Here is a 14,003-nt window from a genome sequence, read left to right on the forward strand (position 1 = left end):
TCGGATCCGGAGAGCCTTCGCAGGTCCGTGTCCGGCACGGACGACGGAAACGACCGGAGGTATGCACATGAAGGTTGTCCGCTCCCTCAAGAAGAAGATCACCGGCGAGAAGAGCCTCAAGGCCTACGCCTGGTACCACTGGTACTAGGCCGGCGAGCCGGTCACCGCGCGCATCCGCGCGGATGCGCATCCCTTAGGTCCCTTAGGGACGTAATGCGCCGTCGAGGCCCGCGCCCGGTGTGCCCTGAACCGGCCACCGGGGGCGGGCCTCCCGCACCTGGAGACCACCGATGTCCATATCCGGTACCGCCCGGCTCGCGCGGACCACCGTCTTCACGCCGCGACTCCACGCCCTGCTGCGCGACCACCTCGGCCAGGACGTGTTCCGCCTCGACGACGACACGGTCGGCGTCGCGGGCCCCGCCCTGACCGACCAGATCCTGGCCGCGCGACCCGCCACCGAGCGCGAACGCCCCACCTTCAAACCGCTGCACGGGCGTTCCATCCCGCACACCGAGGCGTCCACCGTCATGCAGGCCATCGGCCGGGACGTGCGGGCGGCCCTGAAGAAGCCGCTGCCGGGCACCGTCGACCTCTCCGGAGCCTGGCCGCACGTCGGCCATGTGTACCTGCGCGACCTGATCCTCGGCGCCGACCCGTACCGGCTGCGCATCCTCATGGACCGCACCCTGGAGCTGACGCCCAAACTCACCTGGACGGTCATCGCCACCGGCGCCGCCCTGCCCGGCAGGCTCCGCCCGGGCGCGCCCGTCACCAGCATCGCGGGCCTGACGGCGAACGCCACGACCTACAGCGACCGCCGCTACGCCATGGGCCTGTACCGGCGGGCCGCCGCCCCGGTCTGCTTCACCGTCTCCACGCTCGTCGCCAACGCGTACTGGCTGGGGGCGCCGTTCGACGGGGACACGCCGAACGAGCACATCCTGTACGAGTCCATGCGGCTGCTGCCGCCGTCCTGGAACATCCTGCGGAACGCGTCCCCCGAGTACCCCGCCCTCGACGACCGCATCGGCAAGGGCGACGACATCCTGCTGCTGCCGCTGCTCAGCCACCGCGACCCGGAACTCTGGGACGACCCCGACGCGTTCCGCCCCGAGCGCTGGGCCGCCCTCGACCCCGACAATCACCCCGGCTACCTCCCCTTCGGCCACGCCTCCGAACGCTGCTGGGGCCGGCACATGGTGATGCCGCTGGCCGGGATGCTGCTCGACATCCTGCGCGCCGAGGGCGTGGGCGTCGATCCGCGCCAGACCTCCGCGAAGGTGCCGCTCGCGGGGCTGCTCGGCGTCGACAAGGTGCGGCTGGTGCGGCGGGGGCAGAAGTTCACGTGAAGCACCCCCAGAAGTAATCGCGGCTGGTTGGATGGCCGAGCGCCCGGCCAAGGGCGCTTCCGCACGGCCGTGACCAGCTGTGCACCACCCCCACCTCCAGGAGTCTCAGTGCCGCACTCAGCGCTGCGCAGGACCCACGCGGCGGCCGTCACCGCCGCACTCGCCGCCGCTACGCTCGCCGCCGTCGCCCCCTCCGCGACGGCCGCCGACGCGTCCGCCGCGCCGCCCTCGCTCAAGGTGCTCACGTACAACACCTTCCTGTTCAGCAAGACGCTCTACCCGAACTGGGGCCAGGATCACCGCGCCAAGGCGATACCCGCCGCCGGGTTCTTCCAGGGCCAGGACGTCGTCGTGCTCCAGGAGGCGTTCGACAACTCCGCGTCCGACGCGCTGAAGGCGGACGCGGCGGCCCGCTATCCGCACCAGACCCCCGTCATGGGCCGCGGCAAGGACGGCTGGGACGCCACCGGCGGCGCGTACTCCTCGGCGACGCCGGAGGACGGCGGCGTGACGGTTCTGAGCAAGTGGCCGATCGTGCGCAAGGAGCAGTACGTCTACAAGGACGCGTGCGGCTCCGACTCGTACTCCAACAAGGGTTTCGTCTATGCGGTGTTGGACGTGAACGGCGCCAGGACGCACGTCGTCGGCACGCACACCCAGTCCACCGATCCCGGCTGCGGCGACGGCGAGGCCGCGGCCACCCGCGCCCGGCAGTTCAGGGAGATGGACGCCTTCCTGGCCGCGAAGAACATTCCGGCGGGCGAACAGGTCATCGTGGCGGGCGACTTCAACGTCGACTCGCACAGTTCCGAGTACGCCTCGATGCTCGCCGACGGCGGCTTCGCCCCGGCCGACGCCCGCACCGGCCACCCGTACTCGTTCGACACGAAGGACAACTCGATCGCCGCCGAGCGCTACCCGGACGACCCCCGCGAGGACCTCGACTTCATCCTCCACCGCAAGGGCCACGCGCGCCCCGCCACCTGGCAGAACAACGTGATCAAGGAGCAGAGCGCGCCCTGGACGGTCTCCAGCTGGGGTAAGAAGTACACGTACACGAACCTTTCGGACCACTACCCGGTGACGGCGGGCTAGGTCGCTTCTGATGGCTTGTGGTGGGCTGCCCGGCCCGCCGTGCTCCGCGAACTCGTCGTATCCCATGGCTTTTCCCCTTCGGGGGGGCCTCGGATGTCTGAACTTCGCCTTTTAGCAGTGGGCCCGGGACCGGTAGTTTCGCCTGCCGCCATGCGCATGTCGTGCGCATGGCAATCAGAATCGGGAGGAATCGTGCGCGGTAGACATGTGCTCGGCATTCTCGGCGCCGGCGCGGCAGTTGTGGTGATGACCGCCTCGCCGGCGTTCGCTCGCGGGGCGGCCTTCTCCGGCGAGGGATCGCTCCTGGACGACTGGTGGAACGAGGAGATCGTGTCCGCCAGTCACCACGCCAAGGGAAACGTGACGGCGCTGTGGCAGCAGATCCTGTGGTCCGAGGGCTATCTCCCCGCAGCGGAGATCGACTGTGAATTCGGGCCCAAGACCACGGCGGCGTCCAAGAAGTGGCAAGCCGACCACGGGCTGGACGCGGACGGGCTCATCGGCAAGAACACGTGGAAGAAGGCCGCCACCGAGCATCTGACCGCCGTCAACGCCACCACGGTCCGCTACGACGGGATCGAGAACAAGTACATCACCTTCACTCGCCCGGAAGCCGGCGGGAACTGGACGATGAGTCTCGGCAGCGACCGGCAGGTTCTCTGGTACGACGAGACCACCTTCGTCAAGTGTGCGAGGTGAACGGGAATGCCGCTGACTTCCCGCAGGATGCGCACGCTCTCCGCACTCTCGGGCCTGGGGGTGGCCGCATCGTTACTCGCCGCCGTGCCTGCCCAAGCCGATGAGAAGCCTTTGAAGCCGCGCATCTCGGTGCGCGAAGTGCCTGCCCCCGTGGTGCAGGAACCGGCGGCGCCCCCTGAGGGCCGGTGGGACATCGCCTCGTGCCGCGAGGAGGCGGACAAGCACGGTGGCTATGTCGTCGCGTTCAAGGACCGGTTCAACGCCTGCCGGGTGAGTAAGGTCCAGTTCAGCATCAGTGATCCTGCCGCCCCTGCCAAGAAGGCGTGGATCTCCGGCCGGTCCACGATGACGTTCTGGATGGATCGCAACAACCGAGTCATCAGGCAGCAGTTCGCGCTCGACAAGTGGAACAAGACGCCGGAGGGAAACGTCGACTTGTTTCCCAAGCTCGAGAGCGCAGAGTTCACCATCAGCCTTCAGTGCGTCGGTATCGCCGACGCCAAGTGCGACAAGGGACCCGTTCTTGTGGGACGGCACAAACCGGTGGCCTGGTATCCCATCGACGAAACCAAGGAAGCCATCTGGGACACCAGCGGTTCGGCACGCACGAACCCCGATGACCCAGACGTGAAACAGGCATTCCCCGAAGCTAAATCATTCTATGTGGACGACAAGGTCGCCTACTTCGGTGTCGGTGCTCTCTTCACCAGCGACAATCCGACGGAGGAGGCGTTCGGTCACCTGGTCGTGCGGTGCGACGACGCCGAGTACCTTGCCGCCAAGGGCGGCTGCATCCTGCGGGACGAATCCCTGGTATTCGCGTCCCAATACGCGGACAACCCCACTTGGGCCAAACACATCGTCAGCGCGCAGAAGACTCCGTACCAGACGTTCCCCTACCTCCAGGATCCCAACGCCGGAGCCAACGGCAAGGCGAACCCATACGGGTGGAACAAGCCGTTCAACATGCCCGGATCCGCATACTGGGCCCCTTCGAGCACGAAACCCCTCACGCGTCTGTACGCGGGCAAGAAGCTCACCGGGGACGACGGCAAGAACGCCCGCTCGCAGTACCGCGGCAACCGCTACGTGGTCGGACGCAAGACCTGCAAATACCTGAAGAAGAACCCTGGGGAGGAGTGCGACGAGTACCCGTTCGCCTCCACCTGGCAAGGCGCGAAGTCGACGGAGCAGTACCCGAACGATCCGTGGAAGTTCTCGATCCGCTACATCGACAAGAAATCCAACCGCGACGCCGGAAACGCCCTGCAGCGTTTCTACTACTCCAACCATGTCCTGGCGACCGGTGACGCCTACCGGGTCGCCATCGACAACGTCCCCGCATCCCCTGCCGCGCATCGCGACGCCGTCCGGGCCTACGAGGAACGCAAGGCGCGGGCGGCCGCGCTGCCGCGGGCCCCGTTGGCGCCGATCCCCGACGACCAGCTGTGCACGTCCGACGAGCTGGGCGGGCGCTTCTCCTGCGAGTACGGCGAGGAATGGCACCAGTTCGACAACGGCGGCTGGCAGGTCTGGGTCGTCGGCGCGGACCGCAAGGTGTACACCAACTACACCACGGGCACCGGGGCGTGGTCCGGCTGGCAGGACTTCGGCGGCCAGGCCACCGGTGGCGTCGAGGTGGTCGATGCGGACGGTTCGGCGGTGACCGTGGCGACGACGGGAACGGACGGACTGCCCTGGTACCGGGACCGCAACCCGGCGACCGGCGCGTGGACGGAGTGGCACCGGTAGCCGCCAGCACGTGCTGATGTGCCCGGCAGGAGGGCGAGTCGATGTTCACCGCCCCTTCCTGCCGGGACACTCCGCGGACATGGCCCGTGGGGCGCTACTTGTGCCAGGGGCCCGTCACCGCGAACGTGGTGCCGGGCGTGTAGCAGTTCACGTACATCGTGGCGTGGTCCGGCGAGAACGTGACGCCCGCGAACTCGCCCCACTCGGGCTCCTGCGGGGTGCCGATGTTCTGCCGGCCGCGGGCCATCGGATAGACCTCACCGCCGCGGGTGAGGCCGTACACGTGCTGGACGCCGCCGCCGTCCTCGCACACCATCAGGCCGCCGGTGGGGGCGAGGCAGATGTTGTCCGGGGACTCGCCGGGCAGCTGGATGTCGGTGTCGGGGCCGAAGACGATCACCAGGGTGAGGCGGCGCCGGGCCGGGTCGTACCGCCAGATCTGGCCGAAGTGGTCACCCGCGGAACCCGCGGCGCGGTGGGCGAAGGACGAGACGAAGTAGACGGACGAGCCGCCCCAGTAGCAGCCCTCCAGCTTCTGCGCGTGCGTGATGCCCTTCTTGCCGAAGTCCTGGAAGCGGATGGCGGTCCGGGTGGCGAGCGGGTCGGGGACGTCGACCCACTCGATGTTCTCGAAGGCCGCGCCCGTCTCCTTAATCGACGACAGGTCCGGCACGCCCGGCACCCGCATCGCCTGCAGCCTGCCGCCCGCGCGCAGGGAGCCGCGGCCGCCCTCGGGCTTCTTGGGCAGGAAGCGGTAGAACAGGCCGAAGGGCTTGTCGAACGCGTCCTCGGTCTCGTAGACGACGCCGTGCCGGGGGTCGACCGCGACCGCCTCGTGCTGGAAGCGGCCCATCGCGGTGAGGGGCACGGCACCGGTGCGGTGCGGGTCCACCGGGTCGACCTCGAAGATGAAGCCGTGGTCCTTGGTGTAGCCGTTCGTACCGGCCTTGTCCTCGGTCTCCTCGCAGGTCAGCCAGGTGCCCCAGGGGGTGGGTCCGCCCGCGCAGTTCACGGCCGTCCCGGCGATCGCGACGCGCTCGCCCAGGACGTTGTTTCTCCGGTCGAGCGAGAGCGCCGTACAGCCGCCCTTGCCCATCGGGTCGTATGTGAGTCCTTCGACGGTCGGCACGCCGATCTTGCCGGTGACGCGGTTCTCGTGGTTGCGCACGAGGTGGACGCCGCCGTTCCGCCCCCGGAAGGCGGCCATGCCGTCGTGGTTGCTGGGGACCTTGCCCTCGCCGGAGCGGAGGTCGTCGCCCTCGCGCGAGAGGACCTTGTAGCGGAACCCCTTGGGGAGGTCGAGCAGGCCATCGGGGTCGGGGACGAGGGGACCGTATCCGGCCTTCCCGTGCGCGGCGGCGGTGCCCGCGAAGAGTTCTGACAGAGCGCCGGTGAAGGCGATTCCCGCGCCCAGCGCACCGGAGCGGGCGAGAACCTGACGTCGAGTGGCAGACATGATGGGCAACCTCCTGCTGGCGGACAGGAATGTGACCGGATGTGTGTACCACGCGCCTTGGTGCACGGGAACCACGCGCGTAGCTTCCGTTTGCGCGTCCTGCGTGGTGCTCCCTCGTTACGGGGACTACGTGTCCACGAGCCCCTTGGCGTCCCGGGCGAGCGCCGTGAGCCGGGAGATGGCGCGGAAGTACTTCTTCCGGTATCCGCCGTTCAGCATGTCCTCACTGAAGAGCCGGTCGAAGGGCACACCGGAGGCGAGTACCGGTACCTCTCGGTCGTACAGCCGGTCGGCGAGCACCACAAGACGCAGCGCGGTCGACTGGTCCGGCACGGGCGTCACATCGGTGAGGCAGACGGCGGTGAGGTCGTCGGTCAGCGCGCCGTACCGGCTGGGGTGGACCTTGGAGAGGTGCGCGAGCAGGTGCGGGAAGTCGTCGAGCGAGGCACCGTCGGTCGCGTACGCCGCCTTGGTGACCTGCTCCTCCGAGTACGGCGCGGGAGCCTCCGGCAGGCCGCGGTGGCGGTAGTCCTCACCGTCGATGCGCAGCGCCTTGAAGTGGGCGGACAGGCCCTGGATCTCGCGCAGGAAGTCGGTGGCCGCGAACCGGCCCTCACCGAGCTTGCCCGGCAGCGTGTTCGAGGTCGCGGCGAGGGCGACGCCCTGCTCGACGACCTTGCTGAGCAGGGACGACACGAGCACCGTGTCACCCGGATCGTCGAGTTCGAACTCGTCGATGCAGAGCAGCCGGTGATCACTGAGAGTGCGCACGGTCTGCTGGAAGCCGAGCGCGCCGACCAGGTTCGTGAGCTCGACGAAGGTGCCGAACGCCTTCTGCTCGGGCGCCGCGGGCGCGGCGTGCCAGAGGGAGGCGAGGAGGTGGGTCTTGCCGACGCCGTACCCGCCGTCGAGGTAGATGCCGCGCGGACCCGAGGGGGCGGCGGCCTTCTTCTGGAACCACCGCTTCTTGCCGGACCCGGAGGCGTGCGCCCCGCCGAGCCCCGCCGCGAAGCCGCTCAGGACCCGGACGGCCTCGGTCTGGCTGGGCTGACCGGGGTCCGGAATGTACGTATCGAAGCGCACCGAGTCGAAGCGCGGCGGCGGCACCATCTCGGCGACCAGGCGGTCGGCGGGGACATGCGGCTCGCGGGCGCAGAGGGCCAGCGGAGCCACATCGGCTATCGGACGGTGCCCGTGGGCGGCGGTGGAGGACGACACGGTTCCCCAGCTTAAGGGGCGTGCAAGACTGCGGATATGCGACGCCTGTTCCCTGTGACCGACCAGACAGCCGACCGGACGCACCCCCGGGCCGAGGACCGGACACCTGACCGGACGCGACCCCGGACGGATGAGACGGCCGACCGCGAGTGGGGACTCGACGAGCTGGCGGAGGCCTACGCCTATCCCGAGGGGGAGGCGACCTGGCTGCGCGCCAACATGGTGTCCACCCTCGACGGCGCGGCCCACCACGACGGCCGCTCCCACCCGATCTCCGGCGACACCGACATGCGGATCTTCGGCGCCCTGCGGGCCCTCGCCGACGTCGTGGTCGTGGGCGCCGAGACCGTCCGCAAGGAGGGCTACCGCCCGGCGAAGGCGCGCGCCGCCTTCGAAGGGCGCAGGGCGGCGGCCGGACAGGCACCGGCGCCCGCCGTCGCGGTCGTCAGTGCGGGCCTCGACCTGGACTTCTCGCTTCCGCTCTTCACCGCGCCCCTGACGCCCACGCTCCTGGTCACCGGGGCCGCCGCGCCCGCCGACCGGATCGCCGCGGCGGAGAAGGCGGGCGCCGTCGTGGTGCTCGCCGGGGAGGGCGCGACCGTGGAGCCGGAGCGGGTGGCGCCCGCCCTGGCCGAGCGGGGCCTCACCCGGCTGCTCACGGAGGGCGGTCCCCGGCTGCTCGGCCAGTTCGTGGCCGCGGGGGCGCTGGACGAGCTCTGTCTGACGGTGTCGCCGATGCTCACAGCGGGGGACGCGCAGCGGATCGCGGGCGGGTCCGCGCTGGCGGTGCCGGAGCGATTCGTACTGACGTCCGTACTGGAGGAGGCCGGGTTCCTCTTCACTCGGTACCGTCGTACCTGACAATCAGCGGAATCAGCCGTTCCGTTTGGCTTCGGCCGGGCACACTAGATCTCGCAGACCCCGTGCGGCCACGGGGCAGGATGGTTTCCGCAAGGGCCTCAGGACGCGGGGCCCACGGATGAGAAGGGCGCCTGGCGTGTTCACTAGCGTATTGATGATCGAGAAGGCCCTGACGTCCGCCGACGTTGAGTTCGTCACCACCTTGCACGGAGACGAGACGGTCGCCTTCCACGTGCTGCTCCAGCCGAGGGGCGACCAGGCGGATCGCCTGCTGCGGGCCATCGACGACGTCGCACTCGGCGAACTGGACGAGGCGGCGCGCGAGGGCGAGACCCCGGAGGGGCACGAGGCCACCGGACCGGGCGAGCAGGCGCTGCAGGTCTCGCTGACGGCCCTGCGCGCGGCGGGCTGCGCGGCCCAGGGACGGCTCATCGAGAACCATCCACTGGATGCCCTCAAGACCCTGGTCGACGAGGCCGGAGCCGACGAGGTGATCGTCCTGACCGACCCGCACTACGTGGAGGAGTTCTTCCACCGGGACTGGGCCTCGCGGGCGCGCCACAAGGTGGGCGTGCCGGTCCTCAAGCTCTTCTCGCACAGCCTCGCGGACGAGGCGTAGGCGGGCGGCCGGGGGCGGGGCCGGGAGCCGGGCCGGGTGCGGGGCCTGGCGCCTCGGACGTCGTGCGCCGCGGGAGGCCATAGGCTGGGGCCTGCTCAGTCGTCGTAAACACCAGTCGTCACACCAGTCGTAACACCAGGGGAGACACACGCATGGCACCCGGCCTGCCCCAGTCCATGGCCGACATGGACCGACCGCACTTCATCGGCATCGGCGGCGCCGGAATGTCGGGCATCGCGAAGATCCTGGCCCAGCGCGGCGCCAAGGTCGCGGGCAGCGACGCCCGGGAGTCCGCCACCGCCGAGGCGCTGCGCGCGCTCGGTGTCACGGTCCACATCGGCCACGACGCCGCGCATCTGGCCACCGACGCGACCTGCGTCGTCGTCTCCTCGGCGATCCGCGCCGACAACCCCGAGCTGGCCCGCGCCACTGAGCTCGGCATCCCCGTCGTGCACCGTTCGGACGCCCTGGCCTCCCTGATGGACGGCCTGCGCCCGATCGCCGTCGCGGGTACGCACGGCAAGACCACGACGACCTCGATGCTGGCCGTCACCCTCTCCGCCCTCGGCCTCGACCCGTCGTACGCGATCGGCGGCGACCTGGACGCGCCCGGCACGAACGCGCTGCACGGCGAGGGCGACATCTTCGTCGCCGAGGCGGACGAGAGCGACCGCAGCTTCCACAAGTACACGCCCGAGGTCGCCATCGTCCTCAACGTGGAGCTCGACCACCACGCCAACTACGCGTCGATGGAGGAGATCTACGAATCCTTCGAGATCTTCGCGGGCAAGGTCGTCCCGGGCGGCACCCTGGTCATCTCGGCGGACCAGCCGGGCGCCGTGGAGCTGACGAAGCGCGTGCGCGACCTGGGGCAGCTCAAGGTCGTCACGTACGGCGAGTCCGACACCGCCGACCTGCGCATCCACAAGATCACCGCACGGGGTCTCACCAGCGAGGTCACGGTCGTCCTTGACGGCAAGTTCCTCACCTTCCAGGTCTCGGTGCCCGGCCGCCACTACGCGAACAACGCCGTCGCGGCGCTCGCGGCGGGCATCGCGCTCGGCATCCCGTCCCGGAACCTGGCCGCCGCGCTCAAGTCGTACACGGGCGTCAAGCGCCGCCTCCAGCTCAAGGGCGAGGCCGCGGGCGTCCAGGTCATCGACTCCTACGCGCACCACCCCACCGAGATGACGGCCGACCTGGAGGCGATGCGCTCCGCCGCGGGCGACGCGCGCATCCTGGTCCTCTTCCAGCCGCACCTCTTCTCGCGCACCCAGGAGCTGGGCACCGAGATGGGCCAGGCCCTGGCCCTCGCCGACTCCTCCGTGGTCCTCGACATCTACCCGGCCCGCGAGGACCCGGTCCCCGGCGTCACCAGCGCCCTGATCATCGATGCCGCACGGGAGGCCGGCGCCGAGGTGACCGCCGTGTCCGACAAGGCGGAGGCCGTACGGGCGGTCGCGGGAATGGCGAAGCCCGGCGATCTCGTTCTCACCATGGGAGCGGGCGACGTCACGGACCTCGGCCCGCAGATCCTGGCCGAGCTGTCGAAGTAGCCGAAGCATTCGAAGTACTCGAAGTAGAAGTAAAGGGGATGTCACCCATGTCGTACGACGTCGAGAAGCCGGACGAGCAGTGGCGCGCGGAGCTGACCCCCTCGGAGTACGCGGTGCTGCGCCAGGCCGGCACGGAACCGGCCTTCGTCGGTGAGTACACGGACACCAAGACCAAGGGCGTCTACTCCTGCCGCGCGTGCGGCGCGGAGCTGTTCACCTCGTCGGAGAAGTTCGAGTCGCACTGCGGCTGGCCGAGCTTCTTCGACCCGAAGGACACGGACGCGGTCGAACTGGTCGAGGACGCCTCGCACGGCATGGTCCGCACCGAGGTCCGCTGCGCCCGCTGCGGCTCGCACCTGGGTCACGTCTTCGAGGGCGAGGGCTACCCCACCCCGACGGACCAGCGGTACTGCATCAACAGCATTTCGCTGCGGCTGGCGGCGGACGAGGACTGAGTCACTCCGGGGCGCCGGGCGGCATTCCGTGCCGCCCGGCGCCGCGGTGCGTCAGAAGGTCAGCTTCCAGCTGTTGATGTACCCCGTGTCCTGCGCCGCCACGTCCTGGACGCGGAGCTTCCAGGCGCCGTTGGCCGTTTCGCTGGACGCGTCGACCGGGTAGGTCGCGATCACGTCGTCCGCCGAGTCGTTGCCGCTGGAGTTCTTCAGGCGGTACGCCGTGCCGTCGGGCGCGAGCAGGTCGACGACCACGTCGCCGCGCCAGGTGTGGCGGATGTCGACGTCCACCTTGAGGGTGGCGGGGGCGTTGCCGGTGCGGCCGGTCACGTTCACCGTCGAGGTCACCGCGGCGCCGTTGTCCGGGATGGCGACGTCCGTGGTGTTCTCGTACACGTCGCCGGGCGGGACCGTGGTGCCCGCGCCGAGGGTCCAGATCGCGTGGGCGATGGCGTCGCTGTTGCGGTCGAGGGCGGTGTCGTTGATGTTCGACGAGGTGTCGCACGACGCGTGGTAGCAGCGGTCGAAGGCCTGGCCCGCCGTGCCGCCCCACTTCTGTGCCTGCGCACTGGACTTGGTGCGCTCGGCGCCGGAGAACAGGCCGCCGACCGGGATGCCCGCGCTGTCGAACGGCGCGTGGTCGGAGCGGCCGTCGCCCTCGGTCTCGATCTCAGTGGGGACGTTCAGGCCCGCGTAGTAGTCCTTGAACGTCTTCTCGATGGTGGGGTCGTCGTCGTAGACGAAGTAACCGGGGTTCGGGGAGGCGATCATGTCGAAGTTCAGATAGCCGCTGATCTTCGAACGGTCCGTGGACGGCAGGTTGTTGACGTAGTACCGGGAGCCGACCATGCCCAGCTCCTCGGCGCCCCACCAGGCGAACCGCAGGTGCTTGGCCGGTTTGAGCTGGGCGCGGGAGACGGCGAGCGCGGTCTCCAGGATGCCGGCCGAGCCCGAGCCGTTGTCGTTGATGCCGGGGCCCGCCGAGACGCTGTCGAGGTGCGATCCTGCCATCAGGACCTTGCTCTCGTCGCCGCCCGGCCAGTCGGCTATCAGGTTGTAGCCGGTGGCGCCGCTGGACGTGAACTGCTGGATGCGGGTGGTGAATCCGGCCGCGTCCAGCTTGCCCTTCACGTAGTCGAGGGAGGCCTTGTAGCCGGGGCGACCGTGGGCGCGGTTGCCGCCGTTGGCCGAGGCTATGGACTGGAGCTGGGAGAGGTGCGCCTTGACGTTGGCGAGCGGGATGTCGGGCGCCGCCAGCGTGGGCGAAGGGGCGGCGGGCGAGGCGAGGGCCGTGGGTGCGGCGGTGGCGATGAGGCCGGCCGCGGCGAGCACGGCCACGCCGGCGCCGGCCCGTCTGAGAGAGCGGGGCAGGGCGGGTCTGGAGAGTTTCATGTGGGGCTCCGTATTCCGAACAGCGAGAGGGACGGAACGTGCGAGGCGCCCTGCGACGCGGGTGCCGCGGGGCGCCTTTGGAGCTGTGCGTTGCCTGATGTTGAGGGCGGGACGACCGCGAGTCAAGAGGGGGAACCGGTCTCAATGCGGTCAGGCGCGTTCGGATAGCGGACGGCTCTTCGGCGGCCGTGCCGCGTCAGAAGAAGACTCCGCACCTCAGCAGCACATTCGCGTACGGCCGCGCCTCACCGGTCCTGACCACCAGGCGGGCGTCGGCCGAGCGGCGCTTGAGTTCTTCGTGAGGGACGAGGTCGAGCGCGGGCAGGCTCTCCCGCAGCAGCCGCGCCGCCGCCGGATTCGCCGCCCGCACCTCGTCCGCCGCCGTGCCGCCCTCCACCACCAGCTCGGCCAGGAGCCCGTCGAGGACCTCCGCGAACGAGGGGACCCCGGCGCGGAACGCCAGGTCCACCACGCGCGGCCCCGCCGGGACCGGCATGCCCGCGTCGCAGACGAGCACGGTGTGGCCGTGCCCCAACTCCGCGAGCGCACCCGCGAGATGGCGGTTCAGGATGCCCGACTTCCTCACGGCGACGGAACCTCCGGGGCGGTCGCCGCGAGCTCGGAGGCCGTCGGGTAGGAGTCCTGCGCCCCCTTGCGGGTGACCGCGGCCGCACCCACCCGCACCGCGTACGCGGCCGCCGTCGGCAGGTCCTCGCCGAGGCCGAGACGCCAGCCGAGCGCCGCGGTGAAGGCGTCGCCCGCGCCCGTCGTGTCCACCGCGTCGACCTTCGGGCTCGGCACCCGTACGGCGTCGGAGTCGTCCGCGGTGAGCGCGCCCTCGGCGCCCAGCGTGATCACCACCGAGCGGGGGCCGAGCGCGAGCAGCCCGCGCGCCCACTCCTTTGGGGAGTCGCCCGCGTCGTCGCCGAGGATGACGCGGGCCTCGTGCTCGTTGACCACCAGCGGGTCGCAGGCGGCCAGGACCTCGTCGGGCAGCGGGGCCGGCGGCGAGGGGTTCAGGACGAAGCGGGCGCCGGGGCGCAGCGCGCGGACGACCTCGGCGACCGTGTCTAGGGGGATCTCCAGCTGGCTGGAGACCACCCGGGCCGACGCGAGCAGGCTGCCCGCCGCGCGGATGTCCTCGGGGGTGAGGCGCGCGTTGGCGCCGGGGGAGACCACGATGCTGTTGTCGCCCGACGGGTCGACCGTGATCAGCGCGACGCCGGTGGGCGCGCCGCCCACAAGGACGCCGACGGTGTCCACGCCCGCGGCGCGCTGTGCGTCCAGGAGGAGGGTGCCGTGGGCGTCGTCGCCGACCCGGGCGAGCAGCGCGGCACGGGCGCCGAGGCGGGCGGCGGCGACCGCCTGGTTGCCGCCCTTGCCGCCCGGGTGGACGGCCAGGTCGGAGCCGAGGACCGTCTCGCCGGGCGCGGGGCGCCGCTCCACGCCGATCACCAGATCCGCGTTGGCGGAACCCACGACAAGGAGCTCGTAGTCGTCGTTCATGTGTGCTTGTTCCTGCTTTCGTGCGATGAGGTGCAGTGGTGACGG

Annotated in this window: 14 protein-coding genes; 9 read left to right on the plus strand and 5 right to left on the minus strand. The window is 70.3% G+C overall.

Going from position 1 to position 14,003, the window contains the following annotated elements:
- Nucleotides 1-67 precede the first annotated feature (67 nt).
- The 5 genes from ACFVYL_RS08235 to ACFVYL_RS08255 all read left to right on the plus strand — a co-directional run bounded on the left by ACFVYL_RS08235 (nt 68) and on the right by ACFVYL_RS08255 (nt 4,898).
- Nucleotides 68-148 (plus strand): tryptorubin family RiPP precursor, encoded by an 81-nt coding sequence (locus ACFVYL_RS08235; RefSeq protein WP_223828759.1) that lies wholly within the window; start codon nt 68-70, stop codon nt 146-148.
- A gap of 142 nt (nt 149-290) precedes the next feature.
- Nucleotides 291-1,352: a cytochrome P450 gene (locus tag ACFVYL_RS08240; protein ID WP_389713748.1), complete on the plus strand. Its 1,062-nt coding sequence runs from the start codon at nt 291-293 to the stop codon at nt 1,350-1,352.
- A gap of 108 nt (nt 1,353-1,460) precedes the next feature.
- Nucleotides 1,461-2,447, plus strand: coding sequence for a sphingomyelin phosphodiesterase (sph, locus tag ACFVYL_RS08245; RefSeq protein WP_389713750.1), 987 nt, complete (start codon nt 1,461-1,463; stop codon nt 2,445-2,447).
- Nucleotides 2,448-2,639: 192 nt separating this feature from the next.
- Nucleotides 2,640-3,146, plus strand: coding sequence for a peptidoglycan-binding protein (locus tag ACFVYL_RS08250; protein WP_389713752.1), 507 nt, complete (start codon nt 2,640-2,642; stop codon nt 3,144-3,146).
- Between the two features lie 6 nt (nt 3,147-3,152).
- Nucleotides 3,153-4,898 (plus strand): hypothetical protein, encoded by a 1,746-nt coding sequence (locus tag ACFVYL_RS08255; protein WP_389713754.1) that lies wholly within the window; start codon nt 3,153-3,155, stop codon nt 4,896-4,898.
- Nucleotides 4,899-4,992: 94 nt separating this feature from the next.
- Here ACFVYL_RS08255 and ACFVYL_RS08260 read toward each other — a convergent pair whose 3' ends face one another.
- Nucleotides 4,993-6,354, minus strand: a complete 1,362-nt coding sequence (locus tag ACFVYL_RS08260) for a PhoX family protein (protein WP_389713755.1) — start codon at nt 6,352-6,354, stop codon at nt 4,993-4,995.
- A 126-nt stretch (nt 6,355-6,480) separates the two neighbouring features.
- Complete coding sequence (zapE, locus tag ACFVYL_RS08265; RefSeq protein ID WP_389713757.1) at nt 6,481-7,572, minus strand: cell division protein ZapE; 1,092 nt, start codon at nt 7,570-7,572, stop codon at nt 6,481-6,483.
- A gap of 36 nt (nt 7,573-7,608) precedes the next feature.
- Here zapE and ACFVYL_RS08270 point away from each other — a divergent pair, with 36 nt between their 5' ends.
- The 4 genes from ACFVYL_RS08270 to msrB all read left to right on the plus strand — a co-directional run bounded on the left by ACFVYL_RS08270 (nt 7,609) and on the right by msrB (nt 11,063).
- Nucleotides 7,609-8,433 (plus strand): pyrimidine reductase family protein, encoded by an 825-nt coding sequence (locus ACFVYL_RS08270; RefSeq protein ID WP_389713758.1) that lies wholly within the window; start codon nt 7,609-7,611, stop codon nt 8,431-8,433.
- Nucleotides 8,434-8,587: 154 nt separating this feature from the next.
- On the plus strand, nt 8,588-9,052 hold the full coding sequence (locus tag ACFVYL_RS08275) for an indole-3-glycerol phosphate synthase (RefSeq protein WP_389713957.1): 465 nt from the start codon (nt 8,588-8,590) through the stop codon (nt 9,050-9,052).
- A gap of 152 nt (nt 9,053-9,204) precedes the next feature.
- Complete coding sequence (gene murC, locus ACFVYL_RS08280) at nt 9,205-10,608, plus strand: UDP-N-acetylmuramate--L-alanine ligase (protein ID WP_389713760.1); 1,404 nt, start codon at nt 9,205-9,207, stop codon at nt 10,606-10,608.
- 47 nt (nt 10,609-10,655) lie between these two features.
- Nucleotides 10,656-11,063: a peptide-methionine (R)-S-oxide reductase MsrB gene (msrB, locus tag ACFVYL_RS08285; RefSeq protein ID WP_389713761.1), complete on the plus strand. Its 408-nt coding sequence runs from the start codon at nt 10,656-10,658 to the stop codon at nt 11,061-11,063.
- A gap of 51 nt (nt 11,064-11,114) precedes the next feature.
- On the opposite strand, the gene ACFVYL_RS08290 is transcribed toward msrB, so the two are convergent.
- The 3 genes from ACFVYL_RS08290 to ACFVYL_RS08300 form a co-directional block, all read right to left on the minus strand.
- On the minus strand, nt 11,115-12,452 hold the full coding sequence (locus ACFVYL_RS08290; RefSeq protein WP_389713763.1) for a M28 family metallopeptidase: 1,338 nt from the start codon (nt 12,450-12,452) through the stop codon (nt 11,115-11,117).
- A 196-nt stretch (nt 12,453-12,648) separates the two neighbouring features.
- Entirely contained in the window at nt 12,649-13,038 is a 390-nt protein-coding gene (gene rbsD / locus ACFVYL_RS08295) for a D-ribose pyranase (protein WP_389713765.1), read from the minus strand.
- Entirely contained in the window at nt 13,035-13,958 is a 924-nt protein-coding gene (locus ACFVYL_RS08300) for a ribokinase (protein WP_389713766.1), read from the minus strand. Before ACFVYL_RS08300 ends, rbsD begins: the two co-directional genes overlap by 4 nt.
- Nucleotides 13,959-14,003: the final 45 nt, after the last annotated feature.

The organism is Streptomyces sp. NPDC058308 (assembly GCF_042880275.1).
Lineage (GTDB): Bacteria > Actinomycetota > Actinomycetes > Streptomycetales > Streptomycetaceae > Streptomyces.